This is a genomic window from Stenotrophomonas sp. (assembly GCF_036662295.1).
In the GTDB taxonomy this organism is placed as follows: Bacteria; Pseudomonadota; Gammaproteobacteria; order Xanthomonadales; family Xanthomonadaceae; genus Stenotrophomonas.
This window is the reverse complement of the sequence record NZ_JAVWXA010000015.1, coordinates 30,607-55,986: the sequence shown is the minus strand read 5'-3', so window position 1 is coordinate 55,986 and position 25,380 is coordinate 30,607. Positions and strand designations below refer to the sequence as shown.

General features: G+C 68.8%; 14 protein-coding genes, 1 pseudogene and 1 riboswitch. Of the genes and pseudogenes, 5 read left to right on the top strand and 10 right to left on the bottom strand.

Going from position 1 to position 25,380, the window contains the following annotated elements:
* The first annotated feature begins 282 nt into the window (after positions 1 to 282).
* On the top strand, positions 283 to 2,256 hold the full coding sequence (locus RSA25_RS04920) for a M2 family metallopeptidase (protein WP_332807788.1): 1,974 nt from the start codon (positions 283 to 285) through the stop codon (positions 2,254 to 2,256).
* Positions 2,257 to 2,410: 154 nt separating this feature from the next.
* Here RSA25_RS04920 and RSA25_RS04915 read toward each other — a convergent pair whose 3' ends face one another.
* Together RSA25_RS04915 and RSA25_RS04910 are read right to left on the bottom strand one after the other, a co-directional pair.
* On the bottom strand, positions 2,411 to 2,803 hold the full coding sequence (locus tag RSA25_RS04915) for a hypothetical protein (protein WP_332807787.1): 393 nt from the start codon (positions 2,801 to 2,803) through the stop codon (positions 2,411 to 2,413).
* A 160-nt stretch (positions 2,804 to 2,963) separates the two neighbouring features.
* Positions 2,964 to 4,187, bottom strand: a complete 1,224-nt coding sequence (locus RSA25_RS04910; protein ID WP_332807789.1) for a multidrug effflux MFS transporter — start codon at positions 4,185 to 4,187, stop codon at positions 2,964 to 2,966.
* Positions 4,188 to 4,481: 294 nt separating this feature from the next.
* A riboswitch (glycine riboswitch) is annotated at positions 4,482 to 4,583 on the top strand.
* A gap of 88 nt (positions 4,584 to 4,671) precedes the next feature.
* On the opposite strand from RSA25_RS04910, the gene gcvP reads away from it, so the two are divergent.
* Positions 4,672 to 7,566, top strand: a complete 2,895-nt coding sequence (gcvP, locus tag RSA25_RS04905) for an aminomethyl-transferring glycine dehydrogenase (RefSeq protein WP_332807786.1) — start codon at positions 4,672 to 4,674, stop codon at positions 7,564 to 7,566.
* Positions 7,567 to 8,077: 511 nt separating this feature from the next.
* Here the strand turns inward: gcvP and RSA25_RS04900 are convergent.
* Positions 8,078 to 9,460 carry an amino acid permease gene (locus RSA25_RS04900; RefSeq protein ID WP_332807785.1) on the bottom strand — a complete coding sequence of 461 codons (1,383 nt, stop codon included), beginning with the start codon at positions 9,458 to 9,460 and terminating at the stop codon, positions 8,078 to 8,080.
* An 81-nt stretch (positions 9,461 to 9,541) separates the two neighbouring features.
* Entirely contained in the window at positions 9,542 to 10,252 is a 711-nt protein-coding gene (locus RSA25_RS04895) for an AraC family transcriptional regulator (RefSeq protein WP_332807784.1), read from the bottom strand.
* Positions 10,253 to 10,429: 177 nt separating this feature from the next.
* On the opposite strand from RSA25_RS04895, the gene RSA25_RS04890 reads away from it, so the two are divergent.
* Together RSA25_RS04890 and RSA25_RS04885 are read left to right on the top strand one after the other, a co-directional pair.
* Entirely contained in the window at positions 10,430 to 12,514 is a 2,085-nt protein-coding gene (locus tag RSA25_RS04890) for a catalase (protein ID WP_332807783.1), read from the top strand.
* 29 nt (positions 12,515 to 12,543) lie between these two features.
* A pseudogene (locus RSA25_RS04885) lies at positions 12,544 to 12,738 on the top strand (HupB); the annotation flags it as partial.
* Positions 12,739 to 12,745: 7 nt separating this feature from the next.
* Here the strand turns inward: RSA25_RS04885 and RSA25_RS04880 are convergent.
* Both RSA25_RS04880 and RSA25_RS04875 read right to left on the bottom strand, forming a co-directional pair.
* Positions 12,746 to 13,564: a hypothetical protein gene (locus tag RSA25_RS04880; RefSeq protein WP_332807782.1), complete on the bottom strand. Its 819-nt coding sequence runs from the start codon at positions 13,562 to 13,564 to the stop codon at positions 12,746 to 12,748.
* A 5-nt stretch (positions 13,565 to 13,569) separates the two neighbouring features.
* A complete protein-coding gene (locus tag RSA25_RS04875) occupies positions 13,570 to 14,382 on the bottom strand; it encodes a hypothetical protein (protein WP_332807781.1) in 813 nt (270 codons plus the stop codon).
* Between the two features lie 390 nt (positions 14,383 to 14,772).
* On the opposite strand from RSA25_RS04875, the gene RSA25_RS04870 reads away from it, so the two are divergent.
* Entirely contained in the window at positions 14,773 to 19,779 is a 5,007-nt protein-coding gene (locus RSA25_RS04870; RefSeq protein ID WP_332807780.1) for an autotransporter domain-containing protein, read from the top strand.
* A 631-nt stretch (positions 19,780 to 20,410) separates the two neighbouring features.
* Here the strand turns inward: RSA25_RS04870 and RSA25_RS04865 are convergent.
* The 4 genes from RSA25_RS04865 to RSA25_RS04850 all read right to left on the bottom strand — a co-directional run bounded on the left by RSA25_RS04865 (position 20,411) and on the right by RSA25_RS04850 (position 25,138).
* Complete coding sequence (locus tag RSA25_RS04865) at positions 20,411 to 22,543, bottom strand: methyl-accepting chemotaxis protein (protein ID WP_332807779.1); 2,133 nt, start codon at positions 22,541 to 22,543, stop codon at positions 20,411 to 20,413.
* Positions 22,544 to 22,671: 128 nt separating this feature from the next.
* Complete coding sequence (locus tag RSA25_RS04860) at positions 22,672 to 23,085, bottom strand: hypothetical protein (RefSeq protein ID WP_332807778.1); 414 nt, start codon at positions 23,083 to 23,085, stop codon at positions 22,672 to 22,674.
* On the bottom strand, positions 23,048 to 23,647 hold the full coding sequence (locus RSA25_RS04855) for a nucleotidyltransferase domain-containing protein (RefSeq protein ID WP_332807777.1): 600 nt from the start codon (positions 23,645 to 23,647) through the stop codon (positions 23,048 to 23,050). The genes RSA25_RS04860 and RSA25_RS04855 overlap by 38 nt, the downstream gene beginning before the upstream one ends.
* A 198-nt stretch (positions 23,648 to 23,845) precedes the next feature.
* Entirely contained in the window at positions 23,846 to 25,138 is a 1,293-nt protein-coding gene (locus tag RSA25_RS04850) for an adenylosuccinate synthase (RefSeq protein WP_332807776.1), read from the bottom strand.
* Between the last annotated feature and the right edge of the window lie 242 nt (positions 25,139 to 25,380).

The following is a 25,380-nucleotide window of genomic DNA, read 5'->3' as shown; positions in this document are numbered from 1 at the left end:
CGGGTGGGTTGGCGGGACCGGTCATACGCCATGGATGGCGTATGACGAGCCTACAGGGACGTACTTGCGGCGTGTCCCGCCAACCCACCCGCACCCGCCCGCTCCCCGCGGCAGTGAATCCCCGCCGTTGCACTTGCCGTTGCCGTTGCCGTTGCACTTTGCACTTGCCCTTAAAAAGCCCCGGCGCCAGCCGAAAAAACCCCACCTTGCTGCCCTGCCCCTTGCGGTGCGACCCCCGCCCCACTAGCCTTCGCCGGTCTGTCACCACCCAAGGATGTCCCCGTGAACCACCGCCCGCTCCTGCTGGCCCTGGCCGTCGGTGCTGCCGCACTGACGCTCGCCGCCTGCCAGAAGAACCCCACCCCGGCCGATGCACCGAAAGCCGACGCCGCCGCCCCCGGCGAGAGCGCCGACCAGTTCATCGCCCGCGTCAACGCCGAGTACAAGGCCATGTACCCGGAAATGACCTCGGCGCAGTGGTTGTCCTCCACCTACATCAACGAAGACTCCGAGCGCGTCGCCGCCAAGGCCAACGAACGCTGGCTCACCGTCCTCAATGGCTGGATCGCCCAGGCCGGCACCTATGACGGCAAGCCCATGAGCGAAGACACCAAGCGCCAGATCCACCTGCTCAAGCTCATGACCGCCATGCCCGCCCCGCGCGACCCGGCCAAGCTCTCCGAGCTGACCCGCATCGCCAGCCGCATGGAAGGCGCCTACGGTGCCGGCAAGTACTGTACCGACGACGCCAATCCTGCCACCTGCCGCCAGCTCGGCGACCTGGAATCGGTCCTGGCCCGCAGCCGCGACTACGATGCCCAGCTGGATGCCTGGCAGGGCTGGCACGCCACCACCAAACCCATGCGCGCCGACTACCAGCGCTTTGTCGGCCTGGTAAACGAAGGCGCCAAGGAAATGGGCTTCGCCGACGCCGGCCAGATGTGGCGCAGCGGCTATGACATGCCGCCGGAACAGATCGGCCCGGAAACCGACCGCCTGTGGGAACAGGTCAAGCCGATGTACGAGCAGCTGCACTGCTATGCGCGCACCAAGCTCGACACCACCTACGGCAAGGACAAGGCCGAGACCGAAGGCGGCCTGATCGCCGCGCACCTGCTGGGCAACATGTGGCAGCAGGACTGGTCCAACCTGTGGGACCAGCTTGAGCCGTACCCCGGCGCCGGCAGCCTGGACATCACCGCCGCACTGGAAAAGCAGTACCAGGGCAACCTGAGCGGCGCGATGGCCAAGGCCGGCGGCAACGGCGCCAGCGCCGAGGCACAGTTCAAGGCACAGCGCGAGGCCGAGCTGCGCACCGCCAAGCAGATGACCGAACGCGCGCAGGACTTCTACGTCTCCCTGGGCATGCCGGCGCTGCCCAAGTCGTACTGGGACAAGACCCAGTTCATCAAGCCGCTGGACCGCGACGTGGTCTGCCATGCCAGCGCCTGGGACATGAACATGGAAGGCGACGTGCGCACCAAGATGTGCATCAAGCCCACCGAAGAAAACTTCACCACCATCTACCACGAGCTGGGCCACATCTATTACGACCTGGCCTACAACCCGCTGCCGCCGCTGTTCCAGGGCGGTGCCAACGATGGCTTCCATGAAGCGATCGGCGACACCATCGTGCTGGCCATGACCCCGCAGTACCTCAACTCCATCGGCCTGGTCGACAAGCCGCAGGAAAGCCGCGAGGCCACCATCAACGCGCAGATGCGCATGGCCCTGAGCGGCGTGTCGTTCCTGCCGTTCGGCCTGATGATCGACCGCTGGCGCTGGGGCGTGTTCGATGGCTCGATCACCCCGGACCACTACAACCAGGCCTGGTGGGACCTGAAGGCCAAGTACCAGGGCGTGGCCCCGGTGGGCGCGCGCGGTGAGGAATTCTTCGATCCGGGCGCCAAGTACCACGTGCCGGGCAACACCCCGTACACCCGCTACTTCCTGGCGCGCATCCTGCAGTTCCAGTTCTACAAGGGCCTGTGCGATGCCTCCGGCTACAAGGGCCCGCTGCACCAGTGCAGCTTCTACGGCAACAAGGAAGCCGGGCAGAAGTTCTGGGCGATGCTGAGCAAGGGCGCCAGCCAGCCGTGGCAGGCCACGCTGCGCGAGATCACCGGCGGCGACAAGCTCGATGCCGGCCCGATGATCGAGTACTTCGCGCCGGTCAACGAGTGGCTCAAGCAGCAGAACCAGGGCCAGATGTGCGGCTGGAAGGTGCCGGCGGCCACCGCGCCGGCGGCACGCTGACCGCAGCGCGGGGCCGGCCGCGGGTCGGCGCCCGCATGGGATGAAAAAAAACCGGCCGACAGGCCGGTTTTTTCATGCGCGTTTGAGACGATCCCGGCCAGGGCGCATGGCCACCGCTCAACCGACCGCCACGCCGGGCGGGGCGCTACCGGTCTCAGGCATCGGTGGCCGGCTTCAGGCTGGCGGCGAAGTCGGCCTTGTACTGGTCAAAATCCTTGCCCTCGGCCTTGGCCTCGGCGTGCGCGGCGTCCTTCAACGCGTCCGAGTACACCAGCCGCACCGGGGTGCCCTGGCGTTCGTGCAGTTCGGCGGCCTGCATCAGCAGGCACAGCACCCGCGCCGCGCTCTCGGTCTGGCCGGCGATGCGACCGTCCATGCCCAGCACCCACTCGCCATCGCGGCGGACCACGCCGGCCAGCAACGTGCGCTGCTGGTCGCGCAGCTCCGCATGCGGCTCCACCGGCGAGGCAGCGGCCTGCTCGCGGTTGGCGGCCTGGGTTTCACGGCGCCGGCGGATGTCGCGGCGCAGTTTGGAGGTGGTCGACATCAGGGCATTCCGGACTGCTGCAAAGCACCAAGGATACCGCACCGACCACGCCGGGCCGGTGCAGGCGGCCGCTGGGGGTCAGTCGATCACCCGCCCCTGCCGCCAGTAGCCCATGAAGGTGATGGTCGCGAGGCATGCCGATCGCCACGATGCGGCGCGGTTACTCGATCGGCGTCAGCCGCGCGCGTCGCTGTTCGGCGTGGCGTTCCCAGTACCAGAAGCTGGCCCCGATGGCGAAGAAACCCGCATAGCCCAGCGCCAGGTGCAGCGGCCTGCTGCTGAGCAGCGGCGATACCACGCCGGCCACCACGGTGTTGATCATCAGCTGGATGAACATCTGCATCGAGGAGGCCAGGCCGCGCTGGTGCGGATACATGTCCAGCACCGCCAGGGCCAGGATCGGGAAGATCAGCGCCATGCCCACGCCGCCGAGGAAGATCGGCAGCACCGCCCACGGCAGCATGATCTGCGGCACCGCCAGCACGTAGCCCAGGTTGAGCAGGGCCGACACCGCGCACAGGCTGAAACCGATCGCGATCTGGCGCTGCGCGGTGAGCCGGCCGGCCATGCGCCCGGACAGGAACGAGCCCATGGTCATGCCACCGATGGTGGGGATGAACAACCAGGCAAACCCGCCCTCGCCCAGCTTGAGGTGCTGCATCACGAATACCGGCGCCGAGGCGATGTACAGGAAGATGCCGGAGAAGTTGAAGGCACCGGCCGCGGCCAGGCGCAGCAGGCGCGGGTTGGAGCCCATGCGCAGGTAGCTGCGCAGCAGTTCGCGCATCGACAGCGGCGTGCGCGCGGCGACCGGGTGGGTTTCAGGCAACCACTTGCCGGTGGCCAGCAGCAGCACCACGCCAAACAGCACCAGGAACCAGAAGATCAGCGGCCAGTCGCCACCGCCCAGCAGGATCCAGCCGCCGATGATCGGGGCGATGGCCGGGGCCACGCCGAAGATCATCGAGACCTGGCTCATCAGGCGCTGCGCGTCGGCGCCGTGGTAAAGATCGCGGATCACCGCGCGGCCGACGATCACCCCCACGCCGGCGGTGACGCCCTGCAGCGCGCGGAACACCAGCAGCGTGGTCATGTCGCGCGACAGCGCGCAGCCGATGGAGGCACCGATGAACAGCACCAGCCCGCCGAGGATCACCCTGCGCCGCCCGAACGCATCCGACAGCGGGCCGTGGGCCAGGCTCATCAGCCCGTAGAACAGCAGGTACACGCTGATGGTCTGCTGCACCGCCACCTGGTCCACCTGCATGCGATCGCCCAGCAGCAGGAAGGCCGGGAAAATGGTGTCGATCGAGAACGGACCGAACATCGCCAGGCCTGCGAGCAGCAAGGCCAGGCGGCGGGTCGAGGGCGAGGCGGGCGTCATGCGGTCTTCCGTCTGGGCCATGCGCGAATGCACGGCGGGCGCCGGCCCGGAACGGGCGACGCCAGATGAATACGAGGATCCGACGATCATAGGCCTTTGTGCCCCCTCGCACCATCGCCAACGGCGCGGCCAGGCCGCCCATACCGCCCCGTATTCAGGTGGCGTAGGGACGCTGCGGCTCCAGGCGCTGGGCTATAATCGCCGGGCTACATGGTGGGAGAAGCGGAGCGTTGTTTTGACGCCCCCGCTGCCGAAGGCGCAACGCCCGTAATCGCTCAGGCCCGATACCACCCGCACCAAAACTCTGGAGAGACCGGCCCGAGCCGGCGCCGAAGGGGCACGAAGCACGCACACGCGCGTTTTTAAACTCTCAGGCAAAAGGACAGAGGGGCACCCAGGAAGACCGCAAGGTCCGGTGGTTCGTGCGCGCCTGCGCCGCACGCCGGTCCTGCTGGCTTCCGAACGTGCGTGCCCACTCTCCGAGATGCCAGCCATGTCCCCGAATACCTCCGCCCCGCGTGCCCCGTCCCTGCGCGCGCTTGAACACAGCCACGCCTTTGTCGAGCGCCACATCGGCCCCAACGACGCCGAAATCGCGCAGATGCTCGAGGTGGTCGGCCACGCCTCGCTGGATGCGCTGACCGATGCGATCGTGCCGGCCGGGATCAAGTCGCCGGCCGCGCTGGCGCTGCCCGAGTCGATGACCGAAGTGCAGGCGCTGGCCAAGATCCGCGCGATCGCCGACAAGAACCAGGTGTTCCGCAGCTTCATCGGCCAGGGCTACTACGGCACGCTCACCCCGAACGTGATCCTGCGCAACGTGCTGGAAAACCCGGCCTGGTACACCGCCTACACGCCCTACCAGGCGGAGATTTCGCAGGGCCGCATGGAAGCGCTGATCAACTTCCAGACCCTGTGCGCCGACCTCACCGGCATGGAGATCGCCAACGCCTCGCTGCTGGACGAAGCCACCGCCGCGGCCGAAGCGATGACGCTGGCCAAGCGCTCGGCCAAGAGCAAGTCGGACACCTTCTTCGTGCACGACGCGGTGCACCCGCAGACGCTGGAGCTGCTGCGCACGCGCGCCGAGCCGATGGGCATCGTGCTGCGCGTGGGCACCCCGGCCGAGGCCATGGAAGCCGAAGCCTACGGCGTGCTGCTGCAGTACCCGGACACCTTCGGCCATATCGGCGACTACAAGGCGCTGGCCGATGCGGTGCACGCCCGCGGCGGGCTGGTGGCCGTGGCCACCGACCTGCTGGCGCTGACCCTGATCGCCGCGCCCGGCGAATGGGGCGCGGACATCGTGGTGGGCAACTCGCAGCGTTTCGGCGTGCCGTTCGGCTTCGGTGGCCCGCATGCGGCCTTCATGGCCTGCCGCGATGCCTACAAGCGCTCGATGCCGGGCCGCCTGATCGGCGTGTCGGTGGACGCGCAGGGCAATGCCGCCTACCGTCTCACCCTGCAGACCCGCGAGCAGCACATCCGCCGCGAGAAGGCCACCTCCAACATCTGCACCGCGCAGGTGCTGCTGGCGGTGATGGCCTCGATGTATGCGGTGTACCACGGCCCGGAGGGCCTGACCCGGATCGCCCGCCGCACCCACCGCCTGGCCGCGATCCTGGCCAGTGCGCTGCGCGCTGCCGGCGTCAACGTGGGCGAGCACTTCTTCGACACCCTGCACGTGAAGGACATCGACGCCAAGGCGATCCATGCCAAGGCGGCGGCGGCGCGGATCAACCTGCGCGCGATCGACAGCGAAGCGGTCGGCATCAGCCTGGATGAAACCGCCACCCGCGACGACATCGTGGCCCTGGGCGCGCTGTTCGGCGCCAGCGTGGACGTGGATGCGCTGGACGCCGCCACCGCCGACGCGCTGCCGGCCGGCCTGGTGCGCACCAGCCCGTTCCTGACCCACCCGGTGTTCAACACCCACCACAGCGAGCACGAACTGCTGCGCTACCTGCGTTCGCTGGCCGACAAGGACCTGGCGATGGATCGCACCATGATCCCGCTGGGCAGCTGCACGATGAAGCTCAATGCCACCGCCGAGATGATTCCGGTGACCTGGCCGGAGTTCGCCAACATCCATCCGCTGGCCCCGGCCGACCAGGCCACCGGTTACAAGGAACTGATCGACAGCCTGGAAGCGATGCTGGTGGAGTGCACCGGCTACGACGCGGTGAGCCTGCAGCCCAATTCCGGCGCGCAGGGCGAGTACGCCGGCCTGCTGGCGATCCGCGCCTACCACCGCTCGCGCGGCGATGACCATCGCGATGTCTGCCTGATCCCGGACTCGGCACACGGCACCAACCCGGCCTCGGCGCAGATGTGCGGCATGAAGGTGGTGGTGACCAAGACCGACGCCAACGGCAACGTCGATGTCGAAGACATCCGCTTCAACGCCGAGAAGTACAGCGACCGCCTGGCCGCGATCATGATGACCTACCCCTCCACGCATGGCGTGTTCGAGGAGGAAGTGGTGGAGATCTGCGAGATCATCCACACCCACGGCGGCCAGGTGTACACCGACGGGGCCAACATGAACGCCCTGGTGGGCGTGGCCAAGCCCGGCAAGTGGGGCTCGGACGTGTCGCACCTGAACCTGCACAAGACCTTCTGCATCCCGCACGGCGGCGGCGGCCCGGGCGTGGGCCCGTGTGCGGTCAAGGCGCACCTGGCACCGTTCCTGCCGGGCAAGCTGGGCGACAACGGCCCGGTGGGCATGGTCAGCGCGGCCAGCTTCGGCAGCGCGTCGATCCTGCCGATCAGCTGGATGTACATCACCCTGATGGGCACCGAAGGGCTGCGCAAGGCGACCCAGGTGGCGCTGCTCAACGCCAACTACATCGCCACCCGCCTGGCCCCGCACTTCAAGACGCTGTACACCGGCCGCAACGGGCTGGTGGCGCACGAGTGCATCCTGGACGTGCGCCCGCTGGAGAAGACCTCCGGCATCGCCGCCGAGGACGTGGCCAAGCGCCTGATCGATTTCGGTTTCCATGCCCCGACCCTGAGCTTCCCGGTCGCCGGCACGCTGATGGTGGAGCCGACCGAAAGCGAATCGCTGCATGAGCTGGATCGCTTCATCAACGCGATGATCCAGATCCGCGAGGAAATCGGCGCGATCGAGGACGGCCGCCTGGACCGCGAGGACAACCCGCTCAAGCATGCCCCGCACACGGCCACGGCGGTGTCGGCCAGCGAGTGGGCCCACGCCTACCCGCGCGAGCTGGCGGCCTTCCCGCTGGCCAGCCTGCGCCAGCAGAAGTACTGGCCGCCGGTGGCGCGCGTGGACAACGTCTACGGCGACAAGAACGTGATGTGCGCCTGCATCCCGGTCGATGCGTACAAGGAAGACGAGGGCGTGGAGGTCTGATCTCCCTGCCCGTGTAAAACGAAAACGGCCCGCGCAAGCGGGCCGTTTTTCCATCTGGATCTGCGGTATCCGCAGGTAGGGTCGGTCGCCAGACGACTGCCGACCCCCTCCGCCGGCACGGTAACGCGTGACCCGTATCGAAGGCGTGGCTCCGACGAGGGCGATGCGTCAATGCGCTGATCACGGTTATCGGCAGTCGTCTGGCCGATCGGAAGAGTACACGTCTGTACTCCAGTCCCTCCGGGAGATCGCGGATGGCGGACGATCAGGGCGATGAGCGCAGCCTCTGCCGGTAGGGTCGGTCGCCAGACGACCGCCGACCCTCTCCCCCGGCGCGGTAACGCATGACCCGTATCGAAGGCGTGGCTCCGAAGAGGGCGATGCGTCAAAGCGCCGATCACGGCCATCGGCAGTCGTCTGGCGACCGACCCTACCGATGCCTGTGCCCAAGACGCCTACGGCCCGCGAACGCGGGCCGTGTCGTTTCAACACGTCGTCTCCCGGACCCGCATCAGTACGCCGTGCGGTTCCGGCGTACCCGCCGCGCGATTTCGCTGGTCGCCGCGATCAATGCGGTCAACGCGGCCATCGACAGGAACTGCCCGCGGGTCTGCGATTCGGACAGCAACAGGCCGAAGATCAGCGCCAGCACGGCCAGGCCGATCACGGTCAGGTACGGATAAGCGGCCATGCGGAACGGCAGGCGGGTGCCGTCGCGGTTGGCGCGGTGGCGCAGGATGAGCTGGGACAACAGCGAGATCGTCCACACCAGCAGGCAGGTGGAACCGACGATGTTGAGCAGCACCGGCAGCACCTTGTCCGGGAACAGCAGCTCCATCACCGTGGCGGCGAAGCCGAACAGCACGCTGGCCAGCACGGCGATGATCGGCACCTGGCGCGGGTCGGTCCACCCCAGCACGGCGGGTGCCTCCTGGCGCTGGGCCAGCGAGTACATCATGCGCGAAGCGCCGTAGAGGTTGGCATTGAGCGCCGACAGCAGCGCGATCACCGCGATCAGGGTGATCGCCGTGGCCGCACCGGGGATGTTGGCCACCTGCAGCACCGCGGCAAAGGGCGACTTGAGCGAGGCACTGGTCCAGGGCACCACCGCGATGATCACGCTGAGCGAGCCGATGTAGAACACCAGGATGCGCCAGGCCACGGTGCGGATGGCGCGGGCGATGCTGCGCTCGGGGTCTTCGGTTTCGGCCGCGGCCACCGCCACGATCTCGGTGCCACCGAAGGCGAACACCACCACCAGCAACGCCGCGCCCACCCCCGCCAGGCCCTTGGGCGCGAAGCCGCCATGCGCGGTGAAGTTGGACAGCCCCGGCGAGGCCACGTCCGGCAGCCAGCCCATCAGCAGGGCGCCGCCGATCAGGATGAAGGCGATGATCGCCACCACCTTGAGGATGGCGAACCAGAATTCGAACTCGCCGAAGTTCTTCACCCCCAGCAGGTTGATCGCGGTGAAGAACAGCATGAAGGCCAGCGCCGCCATCGGCACCGGCACCACCGGCCATACGGTGGCCAGCAACCCGGCTGCGCCCACCGCCTCGGCGGCGATCACGATCACCAGCTGCACCCACCACAGCCAGCCCACCGTGGCACCGGCGGTGGCGCCCATGGCGTCGGCGGCATACACCGAGAACGCGCCGCTGCTCGGCTTGGCCGCCGCCATTTCGCCCAGCGCATTCATCACGATGATCACCAGCGCGCCGGCCAGCAGGTAGGACAGCAGCACCGCCGGCCCGGCGGCCTGCACGCCCACGCCCGAGCCCAGGAACAGGCCCGCCCCGATCGCACTGCCGAGGCCCATCATGATCAGCTGGCGGGGCTTGAGCGCGTGGCCCAGGCGGGGAGCGGCTGGCGTCGGAGTCGAGGATGCGGGCATCGGAATCGCTTGGCGGGCAACAGGTGCGACACGATACCTTTTCGGCCGGCCCATGGCATAGGCCAGGCGGCACGGGCCGGCTCAGGCCTCGGCGCGCTCGCCGATCTGCGCCCGGTAGCCGCGCGGGGACACGCCCACCTCGGCCTTGAACTTGCGGGTGAACGCGCTCTGGTCGGTGAAACCGCAGGCTTGGCCGATGCTGGCGATGCTGTCCCCGCCATGCAGCAGGTGCACCGCCATCTGGATGCGCAGCCGGGTCAGCACCTGCTGCGGGGTCATCTGGAACACCTTGCGGAAGGTGCGCTCCAGCTTGGACAACGAGAACCCGGTGATGTCCAGCAGGGTCTGCATGCGCACGTTCTCGGCGTAATGCGCGTTCAGATGCGCCAGCGCCAGGCGCAGCTGCTCGTACTGCGTGCCCAGGCTGTCCTTCTGGCCCAGGTCGCGCGAGATCCCGATCAGGCCCCGCACCTGCCCGTCCACCAGCAGCGGGCGCTTGCAGGTCAGGCACCAGCCCGGCTCGCGGTTGGCGAACAGGTGCAGCTCCATCAGGTTTTCGATGACCTTGCCGGCCAGCACCTGCTCGTCCTGGGTGGCGTAGTCGGCGCCCAGGCCGGTGGGATAGATCTCGGCCGCGGTCCGGCCGATCACGTCCTTGCGCGACTTCAGCCCCAGCCGGCGCAGCATGGTCTGGTTGATGTGCGTGTAGCGCCCGTCGCAGTCCTTCATGAAGAACAGCACGTCGGGGATGGCATCAAACAGGGCTTCGATGTCGGCAGGTTCAACGCGCATGCGGCGGCGGTAGGCGGAAGGACACCGGGCAAGGATACCCGCCCGGCCGGCGGCACCCAACGGCTGGGCGGCCGGCGGCGTGAAGCGCGGGTGGATGCGGCGCCGGGTTTTCGCACCGGCCATTAACGCCGCTGCCGCCAGTGTGGGCCTTCCCTTCCCGCCAGCCCGGAGCCGCCCATGGCCGCCAGCAAGCCCCGCACCCGCCCCACCCCGCCTGCCGACACCCGTGGCGAGGGCGACGAACTGCACCAGCGCGCCGGGGCCGGGCATCCGCCGTTGACCACCAACCAGGGCATCCCGGTGGCCGACAACCAGAACTCGCTGCGCGATACCCCGCGCGGGCCGACGTTGCTGGAAGACTTCATCCTGCGCGAGAAGATCACCCACTTCGATCACGAGCGCATCCCCGAGCGCATCGTGCATGCCCGCGGCAGTGCCGCGCACGGCTACTTCGAACTGACGCGCTCGCTGCATGAGTTCACCCGCGCGCGCGTACTGACCGAGGTCGGCGTGCGCACCCCGGTGTTCACCCGCTTCTCCACCGTGGCCGGCGGCGCCGGCTCGGTGGATACCCCGCGCGACGTGCGCGGCTTCGCGGTGAAGTTCTACACCCGCGAAGGCAACTGGGACCTGGTCGGCAACAACATTCCGGTGTTCTTCATCCAGGACGCGATCAAGTTCCCCGACCTGATCCACGCGGTGAAGATGGAACCGGACCGCGCCTTCCCGCAGGCGGCCAGCGCGCACGACACGTTCTGGGACTTCATCTCGCTGATGCCCGAATCGATGCACATGGTGATGTGGGCGATGAGCGACCGCGCCATCCCGCGGTCGCTGCGCATGATCGAGGGCTTCGGCATCCACAGCTTCCGGCTGCTGGATGAGGCCGGGCAATCGACCTTCGTCAAATTCCACTGGCGCCCCAAGCTGGGCATCCAGTCCACGGTGTGGGACGAGGCGGTGAAACTGCAGGGTGCCGACAACGACTTCCATCGCCGCGACCTGTTCGAGGCGATCAGCGCCGGCGACTTCCCCGAGTGGGAGCTGGCGGTGCAGTTGTTCAGCGAGGAAGAGGCCGAGGCGTTCCCGTTCGATCACCTGGACCCGACCAAGATCATCCCCGAGTCGCTGGTGCCGCTGACGGTGATCGGGCGGATGGTGCTGGACCGCTGGCCGGACAACTTCTTCGCCGAAACCGAGCAGGTGGCCTACTGCCCGGCCAACGTGCCGCCGGGCATCGACTTCAGCAACGATCCGCTGCTGCAGGGCCGGCTGTTCTCCTACCTGGATACGCAGTTGAGCCGGCTGGGCGGCCCCAACTTCCACCAGATTCCGGTGAACGCGCCCAAGTGCCCGTTTGCCAACCACCAGCGCGACGGCCACATGCAGATGGGCATCCCCAAGGGCCGGGTCGCCTACGACCCCAGCTCGCTGCAGGACGACAGCCCGCGCGAAACCGGCGACGGCTTCGCCAGCCACGCCAGCGCGCCCGACGACGGCCGCAAGGGGCGCACGCGCGCGGCCAGTTTTGCCGATCACTACAGCCAGGCGCGGATGTTCTTCCGCAGCCTGGAGGCACCGGAGCAGGCGCACCTGGCGTCGGCGCTGGTGTTCGAGCTGTCCAAGGTGGAGACGGCCAAGGTGCGCGAGCGCACGGTGGGCCACCTGCGCAACATCGATGGCGGCCTGGCCAAGCGTGTGGCGGCCGGGCTGGGCATGGCCGCCCTGCCCGAGGCAGCGGCCACCGCGACGCCGGCGCAGGACCTGCCCATCGCCCCGGAAGTGCGCGTGATCGGGCGCGGCAAGGCGCAGCTCAGCGGCCGCTGCATCGGCGTGCTGTTCGACGACGGCTCGGATGCGGGCGTGATCCAGCACCTGCGCAAGGCCGCCGAAAAGGCGGGCGCGACGGTCAAGCTGGTGGCGCCGAAGATCGGCGGCGGCACCCTCAGCGATGGCAAGCGGCTGGCGGCCGACGGCCAGCTGGCGGGCACGCCATCGGTGGTGTTCGACGCGGTGGCCGTGGTGCTCAGTGCCGAGGCGGCCAAGCGCCTGGTGAAGGAGTCGGCGGCGGTGGATTTCGTCGCCGATGCCTGGGCGCACCTGAAGGCGATCGCCGCCGACGAGGGCGCGCAGGCGCTGCTCAAGGCCGGCCGCGTCGGCAAGGACCCTGGCGTGGTGGAAGCCGAGGATGCCAAGGCGTTCCTGGCCGCCGCCGCCACCCGGCAGTGGGCGCGCGAACCCAAACTGCGCACCCTGGCCTGAGCCGCGCTTATTGCCTTGAGGAGACCACCATGCCCCGCGGTGACAAATCCAGCTACACCGACAAACAGAAGCGCCAGGCCAAACACATCGTGGCGAGCGAGAAGGCCGAGGGCCGCAGTGAGGCGGCCGCCGAGCGGATCGCCTGGGCCACGGTGAACAAGCAGGACGGCGGCGGCAAACAAAGCGGTAGCGGCCGCAGGACGGCCGCGAAAAAGACCGCGGAATAAGCGGTCAGCGCGGGCCGGGCAGCGCCTTGTTGTTGCAGCCCAGCCCGCCGCCGGCCAGCGCCTCGATGCGCTGGCAACCCTGCAGCCGCTCGATCCGGTCCGGTGCCACGGCCACGAAATCCAGGCCGTCGTAGTAGACGCACCAGCGACTGCCGCATTCCAGCAGCATGCCCTGGCTGCCCGGGCGAGCTGCCTCTTTCAGACGAACCAGCGTGAAGCGGCGTTGCTGATGGTCAGGGGCATGCCACGACCGGTATTGCTGCGCCGTGCTCCCGGCCATCGCCGCACCGGCCCACGTACCCCATACCGGGGCGGAGAGCAGCACGATGACGCCCAGCATCAGCGCCATGACACGAGTCAACATCCGCTCCGGCCAGGCCAGCAACTGGAACGCACGCGCCACCTCGGTCGCGCTCACCACGCCCCGGGCCCGCGCCTGCGCCACCACATCGCGGTGCAGCACCCGCGCGCGCGCGCGGCCGCGCCGTATCCAACGCTGGCGGCGCAGGCGGATCACCAGCACCGCCGCGCCGAACAGCAGTGCGCTCAGGAACATTCCCGCCAACGCGCCCTGCACCACCGTGAAGCCATGAGCGGGCAAGCGCCCGAACACCACCAACACCGAATAGATCAGCACCTGCACACCGCCATACAACAACGACTCGAATGTGCGGTCGAACAACTGACTGTCCAGCCCCAACCCGGTCCAGTACGCTTGTTCACACGTGCGCCCCAGCAGGTAGCCGGCCGGTACCAGCACCACCAGCAGCGTGCCGACGCGCTCCAGCCAAGCCCACAGCCGCGCCGGGCGCGGGCCGCCCAACCCCGTCATCGGCCGCCCGCCACCGGTGCGGCGTTCGGGCGTCCACCCGCCTTCACCGGCAGCACGTCCGACTGCATCCGCTTGATCGCCGACACCGGCACGGCCTCGGCGCGGCGCTGCTGCGGCCACCACAGGAACACGAACGCGCTGCTGCTGCCAAGCAGCCGCGCGTCGCCGGGCAATGGCGCGCTGTCGCCGGCCAACTGCACCACCACCCGGGCGCCCTGGCCCTGGTCGCGGATCTGCTCGGCCTTGTTCGAGGCATGGATCGCCGCGCCCAGCGCCATGAAACAGACCACGGCGATGCTCAGCCCGGTGAGCGGGCGCAAGCCGGAGATGTCCCAGCTGAAAAGCCGCGAGCGGGTGAACAGCAACCGCCAGCCCCAATGCCGTGCGCGCAGGGCCTCCACCTTGGCCGGGTTGCGCCGGCGCATGGTGTCCGGCCAGCCGGCCACGATCGCCAGCACGATGCCGCCGGCCAGGATCAGCGCATAGGCCGGCTCGCGCAGCCCGGCCACCAGGAAGTCGCTGATCTGCAGGTACTCCAGGATCGAGAGCTGGAAGCGCAGGTAGAAGAAATAGCTGGACCACAGTCCCAGCAGCGACAGGAACACGTAGCCGGCGCTGACGATCAGGGCCGGCTCGTCGCGCAGCAGCCGCCACAGCACCATCACCACCGAGTCTTCGCTGCCCTGCACCAGCGGCAGCACCGACCAGTCGGTGGCGCTGCTGCCGGCCACGGGCGTGACCGGCCCGGGCTGCAGATGCGCGATGGCCGGTATGTCGCCGTGGATGTCGCCCTGTTCCCTGCTTTCCATGCCTGTCCCCCTCGAAGCTGGGCAGAGCATCGCCGAATTCGCGGTACCGCGATAGCCCGCGCCGGCATCCCGGCACGGGCCGGGGCGGCAGGCGTGGCACGCCGATTGCATCTCACCCGGTAGGTGCGCGGCGCGGCAATCGCCACTGAAGTATTGCCGCGCGCGGCCGCTATACGACTGGATGCGTTGCGCCCATGGCGCCACCGGGGGTGGCGCAGCGGGACGGGGCGGTGTGTCGACGCACGATGGGGAAGGACCGCAGGCGGCGCTACGGCGCCAGCGACGGTCGATGTCACGACGTAACGAACGAAAAAGGAAACCGGCCTCCACGCTGCGCACGCGCGCGCCGTGCGGCCGGTGTCATTGGTGGATTGATTCAAGGGGGATCGCATGTCCGCACCACATCTCGTCCGGCCGCTGTTGCGGGCGGTGCTGTCGCTGTTGCTCGTCCTGACCGCCTGGTCGGCGCAGGCCGCCCAGGTCAGGTTCACCACGGGCTCCTGGGGCTCGGGCATCGCCCAGGCCGGTGAAGGCGGATCGCAGGCGCTGCCGGGGCTGACCCTGCAGGTGCTCAATGCCGATGCGGTCCCCGGCGGGCCGGCCGGCACCCTGTCCTTCCAGGACAACAGCTTCTTCGCGACAGGCCTGCCAAGCTTCCCCGGCGCATTGACCGACGCCCAGACCGAGCACCTGGCGATGGTGATCAAATCGCCGTCGGGCCGGCCGTTCTCGCTGAAGTCCTTCCTGTACATGAACTGGGGCGAGAACTACGGCACCCAGGTTCGGGTCGACGGCTTCCGCGGCGGCATCAGCGTCTCCGGTGCCACCCACGTTTTCGCCTGGCCCGACTACACGCCACGCACGGTATCCCTGCCGTCATCCTTCGATATGGTGGATGAAGTCCGCATCCAGATGGTCGCCGGCGGAACGGTCAACCCCGATCTGCGCTCCTGGCACGCGATCAACGACCTGGTGGTCGAGGTTCCCAACAGCCCGCCCACCGATATCACCCTGTCCTCCAATACCGTTGCCCAGAGCGGTGCGCCCAACCAGGCGGTCGGCTCGCTGGGCAGCACCGATCCGGATATCGGCAGCACGTTCACCTATGCGCTGGTGGCCGGCCCCGGCGACACCGACAACGCCGGCTTCACCATCGTCGGCACCACCCTGCGCGCCACCAACCCGTCCGCGCTGGCGGCGGGCGCCCGCAGTGTCCGGGTGCGCACCACCGACGAAGGTGGCGCGACGTACGATCGCGCCTTCGTCCTGAACGTCATCGATGACCTTGCGCCGTCGGTGAGCAGCATCACCGTGAGCGGCTCGCCGGCCGCCACCGCCAGCAGCGTGACCTACGTGGCGACCTTCAGCGAAAGCGTCACCAACGTCACCGCCAGCAGCTTCGCGCTGACCACGGTCAACGGCTCGGCCGCCGGCACGCTTGCTTCGGTCAGCGGCGCCGGCGCGGTGTACTCGATCGTGGTCAACGGCATCTCCGGCAACGGGGGCCTGCGCCTGGACCTGGCCAGCGGATCGGGCATCACCGACCTGGCCGGCAATGGCAACCTCCCCGCCTATACCGCCGGCGCGGTGCATACCGTGGCCATCCCGGTGGCACCCGGCGCGCCCACCATCGGGGCGGCCACGCCCGGCGTGGGCCAGGTGTCGGTAGCGTTCACCGCACCGGGCAGCGATGGCGGTTCGCCGATCACCGGCTACACCGCCACCTCCTCCCCCGGCAACTTCACCGCCACGGGCACCGCCTCGCCGCTGGTGGTGACCGGCCTGACCAACGGCACCGCCTACACGTTCACCGTGACCGCCACCAACGCCATCGGCGAAGGGGCGGCGTCGGCCGCGTCGTCGGCAGCCACACCACGGGCCACGCAGTCCATCACCTTCCCCAACCCCGGCAGCCAGCTGTTCGGCACGACGCCCACGCTCACCGCCAGCAGCAGCTCGGGGCTGCCGGTGGTGCTCTCCTCTTCCACCACCGGGGTGTGCACCGTCGACGGCGGCGGCACGCTCGGCTTCATCAGCGCCGGCACCTGCACCATCGCGGCCGACCAGGCCGGCAACGGCGCCTTCGCCCCCGCGTCCACCGTCATCGCCTCCTTTACGGTCAATCCGGTAAGCCCGGGTGCGCCGACGATCGGCACGGCCACGCCCGGCAACACCAGTGCGTCGGTGAGCTTCACCGCCCCGGCCAGCAACGGCGGCGCCTCCATCACCGGCTACACCGTCACCGCCCTGCCAGGTGGCATCACCGCCACCGGCAGCGGCTCGCCGTTGATCGTGACCGGCCTGACCAACGGCGTCAGCTACACGTTCAGCGTCACCGCCACCAACAGCGCCGGTGAAGGGGCGTCGTCGGGCGCATCCAATGCGATCACGCCGGCCGCACCGCAGACGATCACCTTCGGCGCGCCGGGCTCGCAGAACTTTGGCACCACCCCGACGCTCTCGGCCACGTCCGACTCCGGGCTCACCCCCGTGTTCTCCTCCACCACGCCGGCGGTGTGCACGATCTCCAGCGGCGGCCTGCTTGCCTTCGTCACGGCAGGCACCTGCTCGATCAACGCCGACCAGCCGGGCGACGGCAGCTACCTGCCCGCCGCCACCGTGACGCGCGCCTTCGCCGTCAACGCGGTGGCACCCGGTGCGCCGACCATCGGCACGGCCACGCCCTCGGGCACGGGTGAGATCGAGGTCAGCTTCGCTGCGCCGGCCTTCAGCGGCGGTGCGACGATCACCGGCTACACCGTCACCTCCAGCCCCGGCGCCGTGGCCGCCAGTGGCAGCGCCAGCCCGATCCGCGTGTCCGGGCTGACCGTGGGCCAGAGCTACACCTTCACCGTGACCGCCACCAACAGTGCCGGCACCGGCGGGCCGTCGGCGGCCTCCAACGCCGCGCTGGCGGCCGACGCGATCGGCGCCAATCCGTCCAGCCAGGCCGTGCCCTACGGGGAAGCCACCGCCGTGGCGCTGGACATCAGCGGCATCCCGACCAGCATCAGCGTCACCGCACTGCCGACCCACGGCGTGCTGGCGATCAGCGGGCTGACGGCGACCTACACGCCCAACGCCGGCTATGCCGGTCCGGACACGTTTACCTACCGCGCCACCGACGGCAACACCACCTCGGCCCCGGCCCTGGTGAGCCTCACCGTCGGCGCGCCGACCGTCGCCCTGGCCCCGGCCAGCGTCCCCGGCGGCGTGGCCGGCACGGCCTACCAGCAGGCGCTGGCCAGCAGCGGCGGCACCGCGCCTTACAGCTACCAGCTGCTCGGCACCCTGCCCCCGGGCCTGAGCCTCGCGCCGAACGGCGAGATCAGCGGCACGCCGACCACGACCGGCAGTTTTGCCTTCAGCGTGCAGACCACCGACAGCAGCACCGGCACCGGCCCGTTCTCGGCCACCCGTGCCTACACGCTGGTGGTGACCGCCCCGCAGATCGGCTTCACCCTGGCCACCCTGCCCGACCCGTACACCGCCACCGGCTACGCCCAGCGCCTGCAGGTGTCCGGTGGTGAGGCGCCCTACAGCTTCGTGGTGAGTGGCGGCGCCCTGCCCGCCGGATTGACGTTGGCCACCGATGGCCAGCTGACCGGCACGCCCACCGCCGCCGGCAGCTACACCTTCAGCGTGACCGTGACCGACGCCAACGGCTTCACCGCCCAGCAGTCGTACACGCTGGTGGTGATCGAAGCCACGCAGCAGATCACCGCGTTCGTGGCCACCCCGAGCGCGCCGGTATACAGCCCGGACGGCCGCTTCAGCGTGGCCGCCAGCGGCGGTGCCTCCGGCAATCCGGTGGTGTTCACCACCACCACGCCGGCGATCTGCCGCGTGGAGGGCAGCAGCGTCAGCATGCTGTCGTCCGGGCGCTGCAGCCTGGCCGCCAACCAGGCCGGCAACGCGCAGTACCAGGCCGCCGCGCAGGTGCTGCTGGAGGTGGACATCAGCGCCGCGATCCCGGTGCTGCAGTGGCCGCAGGCGCTGCACAAGGTCTACGGCGAGGCCGCGTTCGACCTGGCCGATCCGCAGAGCCCCAGCCGCGGTGCCTTCAGCTTTGCCAGCAGTGCACCGGGCGTGGCCAGCGTGCAGGGCCGCACCGTCACCCTGGTGGGCGAAGGCAGCACGATCATCACCGTCACCCAGGCGGCCGCCGGTGGCTACGCCGCCGGCACGGCGCAGCTGCGGCTGACCGTGAGCCAGCGCCCCGACCCGACCCGTGACCCGGGCGTGGTCGCCGGCGTGCAGGCCCAGGTGGATGCCAGCGTGCGCTTTGCCAGCGCGCAGCAGTCCAACATCCGCGACCGCCTGCGCCAGGTGCGGGGCGGCGGCAATGCCTCCAGCAACCAGCTGGCGCTCAACTTCGTGGGCGGCCAGGACCGGCCGAGCCTGTCGGTGCCCCTGTCGCGGCTGGACCCGGACACGGTGCCGGCCCTGCCCACCGGCTGGGGCGTGTGGGGCGCGGGTTCGGCCACGTTCGGCAGCGGTGATCGTCGCAGCAGCTACGATTTCCACAGCGACGGGCTGAGCATCGGCGTGGACCACGCCGTGGGCGAGCACCTGCTGCTCGGCGTGGCCGGCAGCCTGGGCCGCAACGACAGCAGCACCGATGACGACACCTCGCGGGTGCAGGCCAACCAGCGCTCGCTGGCGGCCTACGGCCTGTGGCGCAGCGGCGAGCATCTGTTCATGGATGCGGTGATCGCCACCGGCACGCTGGACTTCGATACGCGCCGCTGGAGCAACGAGATGGATGCCTACGCCCGCGGCAGCCGCGACGGCGACCAGTGGTTCGGCTCGCTGGCGTTCGGCTATGAACATCGCGCGGCGGGGATGTCGCTGACCAGCTACGGCCGGGTGGAGGCCAGCCGGACCTCGCTTGAGGCGTATCGCGAGCACGGCCTGGACCTGTACGACCTGGCCTACCGCCGCCAGGTGGTGCGCAACAGCGCCGTGGCACTGGGCCTTGAAGGCGCCTACCAGCCGGCCGATGCCAACAGCCGCGTGCGTCCGTTCTGGAGCGTGGAGTATCGCCAGGCGCTGGAAGACAAGGGCGATGCCTACCTCAACTACGTGGTGGGCCCGCGTGCCCAGGACTACCGCCTGGGCCTGCAGAGCTACAACGACAACGCGCTGTCCTTCGCTGCGGGCATGGACGTGAGCCTGCAACGCGGCTGGTTGCTGTCGCTGCTGTTCGGCCACGAGCAGACACGCGGTTCGAGCCGCGGCAGCAGCGTGGGCCTGCGGGTGAGCTACGGTGCCGGCGGCACTGCCAGCGAGGGCGGCAGTGCGAGCACGCTGGCGGCGCCGGCAACGACGGACAGCACGCGCTGCAACCCGCGTCGCTGCCCGCAGGGCACGCCCCGCGCCGCGCCCGGCCACTAAGGCGGCGCGATCGCGGTGACACGGGGCCGGTCTGATTCTCAGGCCGGCCCCTTTTTTTGGGTGGTCATGCTGTTGGATTGAGAAACGCGTCGATTTCGTTTGGATTCGACGCGTTTTTTTGTGTCACGCCGAGGCGGGCGTCTTCGATGACGTGGACGCGAGCGTCAGGGGCCGGTTGATGGCGCGGGTCACGCGGTGCATCCATCCATGGACGCTCTCACACACCATCCATGGGCCACGACGGTCCCGCGAACCCGCACACCCCCACCCCCGACAGTTGGTCGGTGGTCGGCCGGAGATCAACGGCTGCACTGGCCGTTGATCGGTGGCGATTGAGAACAAGGAGGGCTGTGGGAAGCCGGCCAGCGGCCGGCACTACCGGCTTTCGGTGCGCACCCCCGCCCGTACCCGCCCCAAGCGACAAAGCAACGCACTCGCGAGGCTCTACAAGGCTTGGCCAGGCAGACGGGCCAAGAGGCCTCTATTTCGCAAAAGATCTGCCGGCCACCGACGGGCTCTGCCGACGGGAGTGCAACGGCACTACGTCCCGCGGATGCGGGAAGAAGGTCACCACCCACGGGGGTGACCTTCCGTGCCCCCTGCGCATTGCACGCAGGGGGTGGATGCTGCCTCAGGCGGCGCGACGTGCCGGCACGCGTGCCGGGCCGTGGCCGTGGCCGTCCACGGTGAACACCGCCACCGACTCGGTCAGTGCCTGCGCCTGTTCTTCCAGCGCGCGGCTGGCCGCGGTGGCTTCTTCCACCAGCGCCGCGTTCTGCTGGGTCACCTGGTCCATCTGCACCACCACCTGGTTGACCTGCTCGATGCCGGCCGCCTGTTCCTTGGTGGCCGCGGCGATGTCGCTCATCAACTGCGTGGTGCGCGCACTGGCCTGGGTCAGGCGGGTGATCGCCGCTTCGGAATCCACCGTCACGCTCAGGCCGGTCTTGACCTTGTCGCTGGATTCGTCGATCAGGTCCTTGATCTCCTTGGCCGCGGTCCCGGCCCGTTGCGCCAGCGTGCGCACCTCGCTGGCCACCACCGCAAAGCCACGGCCGTTCTCACCGGCGCGGGCCGCTTCCACCGCGGCGTTGAGCGCCAGGATGTTGGTCTGGAAGGCGATGCCGTCGATCACCGAGGAAATCTCGGAAATGCGCGCCGAGGAACGGTCGATCTCGTTCATCACCGCCGCCATCTGCGCGATCGCCTGCTCGGTGGCCCGCACCGCCGCGCCGGAGGCCTGGGCCTCGTGATCGGCCTGACTGGCCAGCTCGGCGTTCTGGCGCACGGTGGAGGTCAGTTCCTCCATCGAGGCGGCTGCCTCTTCCAGGTTGGCCGCCTGCTGCTCGGTGCGGCGCGACAGGTCGCTGTGCCCGGCGGCCAGTTCCTGCGCGGCGTCGTTGATGCTGTCGGCCGCGCCCTGGATCTGCTGCACGATGCCGGTCAGCTGGGCGGTGGTGGCCGTGGCATCGTCGCGCATCTGCGCGAACACGCCCTGGTACTGGCCCTGCATGCGCGAGGTGAGATCGCCGGTGGAAATCGCACGCAGCACCGTGGACAGGTCGGCGATGCTGGACTGCGAGCTGGCCATCATCCCGTTGAGGTGGGCCACCATCGCGCGGAACTGGAACTGGAAGGCCGCCTCATCGCCCCGCAGCGAGAAGTCGCCGGCGCGCGCGGCGCTGGCCAGGGTCTCGATCTGCTGGTTGATCGCCGTCAGGCTGGTCTTGACCGTACCCATGGTGCGGGTCAGCAGGGCCTTCTCGCCCGGGTAGCTGTCCAGGTCGCGGCGCAGGTCGCCGATGGCGTAGTCGGCCATCACATCGACCATGTGCGACTGCACGTCCACGTGCGAGCCGACAAGTTCGTTGGTGGCGCGCAGCATGCGCCCGTAGTCGCCCGGCAGGGCAGCGGCGTCCATGCGGTAGCTGATGGCGCCGGCCTCGTGCTGCTGGGCCATCTGCAACTGGGCGGTGATCGCCGCCTGCACGTTCTGGCGCACGCTGCCCATGGCCTGGCCCAGCAGGGTCAGCTCGTCGCGACCGCCCAGGCGGAAGTCCTGGTCCAGTTCGCCACGGGCCATGCGATCGGCCAGGCCCACCGCACGCGCCAGCGGCCCGGTCAGGCTGCGCCCGATCAGGATCGAAGCGGCAATGCCGACCAGCAGCGCCACGCCGCCGAGCACCAGCAGCTGCAGCAGGGTGCGCTCGCCCAGGCGGATCGCCTCGGCGGCCGCCTCGCGGCTTTCCTTCTCTTCATAGGCCACGCCGTCGGCGAGCGCCTTGTTCCAGCCATTGGCCGCGTCCTGCACCGGGCCCAGGGTCAGCGTGACGGCGCCGGGGAAGTCGCCCTGCCCCATCAGCTCGCTGGTCTGCTTGTTCAACGGCCGCGCGATGGCACGCCTGGCGGCGATCTGCTCGCCGATCTGCTTGCCAGCCGCATCGGTGGGCAGCGCCTGATAGGCGGTCCAGCTGGCCTCGTAGCGCTTGACCAGGTCGGCGATGCGCGCCTCGTCGGCCTCGCGCCCCTCGCCCTGGCGGATGAGCATTTCACGGCGCACGACCATCATCTGGTTGTTGGCGTCCAGCATCTCCGAGAGCAGCCGCACCTTGGCCACGCCCACCTCGACCACCTGCTGCATCGCCCGCTTCTGCACCGCGCTGCCGGTGGCGCCGGTGGCGACCACGGCCGCGACCAGCAGCAACAACAGGCCAAAGCCCATACCAAGACGCCAGACAACGCTGACGTTCCTCAAGAAATTCATGGTGACATCCAAAAACGTGGGGGGTGCTGGGGTATCGGCCCCCGCCACCGGGTTCTTGACCACGTTTCCTTAACAAATGGGGTCACGGTTCACGTTGCAAGCCGGGGTGCCAGGCCAGCACGCCAGCGTCAGCCCTCCAGGCCGAGACTCACGCGGACACGGTCGCAGGCGGCGATCAGATCCAATACCAATCGCTCCCCGACCTCCAGGTGGCCCTCGTACTCGGCGATGTTGCGCTGGTGATGGCACTTGTCCAGCACCCGCCACACCTCCGGCCCCAGACCCAGGGTATGTGGCAGCACCTGGAACACGATGTAACGCTGCGCCGGTCGGAAGCCGCATTGGCGCAGCGCGCTCAGGCAGAGCGCATGAGCCGCGTTGTAGGCCAGGTCGAAACGGCTCTCCAGCGACAGCAACGGATTGCGTGCGTCACGCAGCCGGGCAAGTCCGGATCGCTGCAGCCCTTCGGTTTCGCGCAGGTCCGGCGGTTCAACACTGAGGGGCTTACCCGGTCCCGACAGGGGGTGCAGCGCTGAGATCATCGTGTCCTCCAATGATCCAGATCTTGGGTTGCTCAAGCACGCGCATCAAGAAGGAATTTTCATCGTGAATCCGCGTGGTGAATTCAGCCTTTGAATACAACGTGGGGTTCACAGGACGCCCCAGGCGCACCTGCACGACGTCGAGCGCCTGCATCACCTCGGCATAGCCCAATGTGTCGGAAAGGATCATCAGATCGATATCGCTATGCGCGGTGTCGCTGCCCTTGGCGACGGAGCCGTACACGAACGCGACCGTGATCTGATCCTGCACCGGCGACAACGCCTCGCCCAGCGGGCCAGCCAGTCCGACCGTCTTCTGCACGATCGCCACCAGCTCATCGTGGATCGGCGCGGCGGCGTTGGCCTGGTAGCGCTTCTGGTTGCCCAGCGGGGTGACGCTGACAAGACCGGCGGCCGCCAGTTTGGCCAGCTCACGTTGCACCGCGCCGGATCCCGCGCCGATCACCGCAATCAACTCTGCCACCCCGAAGGCACGATGTGGCTGGCCGAACAGTGCGCCGAGCACCCGTTGCTGGGTCTGGGTGAACAGCGCATCGGCCAACCCGGGGGAAGGCGGTGGACGACGACTCGCAATGGAAGATGTAATACCCATATTGGGTACGTTAATACCCATATTGGGTATTTGCAATGAATCGCCGCCATCGCCATCAAAAAACCCCGCTTTCGCGGGGTTCCTCGAGGCGGCATGACGCCGCGCCAGGGGCAATGCCGAGCTGGGCTCGGCACTACCGGGGGTGACTCAGGCGAACGGATCCTGCAGCACCATGGTGTGGTCGCGGTCCGGGCCGGTGGAGACGATGCTGATCGGGCAACCGGCCAGCTCTTCCAGCGAGCGCAGGTAGGCGCGCGCGGCCGGCGGCAGGTCTTCCCAGTTGGTGATGCCGTGGGTGTTCTCGCTCCAGCCCGGGAACTCCAGGTACACCGGGGTGCAGTCTTCCCAGCCCTGCGCGTCCAGGGGCGCGTACTCGGTGCGCTTGCCGTTGTATTCGTAGGCGATGCAGACCTTCAGCTTTTCCATGCCGTCCAGCACGTCCAGCTTGGTGATGCACAGGCCGCTGATGCCGTTGATGGCCACCGCACGCTTGAGCGCGACGATGTCCATCCAGCCGCAACGACGCGGGCGGCCGGTGGACGCGCCGTATTCGGCACCGCGATCGCGGATGCCCTGGCCGATTTCATCGTCCAGCTCGGTCGGGAACGGGCCACCGCCCACGCGGGTGGCGTAGGCCTTGGCGATGCCCAGCACGTAATCGATCGCGTCGGCGCCCACGCCGGCACCGGCCAACGCGCCACCGACGGTGGTGTTGGAGCTGGTGACGTAGGGGTAGGTGCCGTGGTCGATGTCCAGCAGCGCGCCCTGCGCGCCTTCGAACAGCACCCGCTTACCCTGCTTGCGCAGGTCGTGCAGGATGCCGGCCACGTCGGACTTCATCGGCTGCACGTACTCGCCGAAGGCCAGCGCTTCGTCGAAGGTCTTCTGGAAATCGACCGCGTCGGTTTTCAGGTAATTGGTCAGCACGAAGTTGTGGTAATCCAGCGCCGTGCGCAGCAGTTCTTCCAGCTGCTTGGGGTAGTGCAGGTCGGCGATGCGGATGCCGCGGCGCGCCACCTTGTCTTCGTAGGCCGGGCCGATGCCACGGCCGGTGGTGCCGATCGCCTTGCCACCGGCGGCGCGTTCGCGCGCCTGGTCCAGGGCGATGTGGTACGGCATGATCAGCGGCGCGGCCGGGGAGATCTTCAGGCGCGAGCGTACTTCCACGCCGGAGGTTTCCAGCTCGGCGATTTCCTTCTGCAGCGCGGCCGGCGAGATCACCACGCCGTTGCCGATCAGGCACAGCGCATCGTCACGCAGGATGCCCGACGGGATCAGGTGCAGCACGGTCTTCTTGCCGTTGATGACCAGCGTGTGGCCGGCATTGTGGCCGCCCTGGAAACGGACGACCGCACCGATCTCCTCGGTAAGCAGATCGACGATCTTGCCCTTGCCTTCATCGCCCCACTGGGCACCAAGCACTACGACAGACTGACCCATGACGGGCTCCTCAATGTGTTGCGGCCATCGGGGCCGCGGACGGGTAAACCGGGGCGGGGCTGGCCAGCGCGGGAATGGCGGCTCCAAACGGGGAGCGGCCGGCGATGGATGGCCCAGACACGGAAAAAGCCGAACGGGGAGGCCCGTCCGGCTTTTGTGCATTATCCGGGTTTCCTTGGGCAGGTGCCACCCCGCTGGAGGCGGGCGTTGGCAACCGGTCAGGACCAGGCACCGTAGTGCCG

What these genes read in the sequence shown, in the direction of transcription:
- RSA25_RS04915 (WP_332807787.1), bottom strand. Translation starts at nt 2,803, where the DNA reads ATGTCGACCACCTCCAAACTGCGCCGCGACATCCGCCGGCGCCGTGAA.
- RSA25_RS04910 (WP_332807789.1), bottom strand. Translation starts at nt 4,187, where the DNA reads ATGACGCCCGCCTCGCCCTCGACCCGCCGCCTGGCCTTGCTGCTCGCA.
- gcvP (WP_332807786.1), top strand. Translation starts at nt 4,672, where the DNA reads ATGCCAGCCATGTCCCCGAATACCTCCGCCCCGCGTGCCCCGTCCCTG.
- RSA25_RS04900 (WP_332807785.1), bottom strand. Translation starts at nt 9,460, where the DNA reads ATGCCCGCATCCTCGACTCCGACGCCAGCCGCTCCCCGCCTGGGCCAC.
- RSA25_RS04895 (WP_332807784.1), bottom strand. Translation starts at nt 10,252, where the DNA reads ATGCGCGTTGAACCTGCCGACATCGAAGCCCTGTTTGATGCCATCCCC.
- RSA25_RS04890 (WP_332807783.1), top strand. Translation starts at nt 10,430, where the DNA reads ATGGCCGCCAGCAAGCCCCGCACCCGCCCCACCCCGCCTGCCGACACC.
- RSA25_RS04875 (WP_332807781.1), bottom strand. Translation starts at nt 14,382, where the DNA reads ATGGAAAGCAGGGAACAGGGCGACATCCACGGCGACATACCGGCCATC.
- RSA25_RS04870 (WP_332807780.1), top strand. Translation starts at nt 14,773, where the DNA reads ATGTCCGCACCACATCTCGTCCGGCCGCTGTTGCGGGCGGTGCTGTCG.
- RSA25_RS04865 (WP_332807779.1), bottom strand. Translation starts at nt 22,543, where the DNA reads ATGAATTTCTTGAGGAACGTCAGCGTTGTCTGGCGTCTTGGTATGGGC.
- RSA25_RS04860 (WP_332807778.1), bottom strand. Translation starts at nt 23,085, where the DNA reads ATGATCTCAGCGCTGCACCCCCTGTCGGGACCGGGTAAGCCCCTCAGT.
- RSA25_RS04850 (WP_332807776.1), bottom strand. Translation starts at nt 25,138, where the DNA reads ATGGGTCAGTCTGTCGTAGTGCTTGGTGCCCAGTGGGGCGATGAAGGC.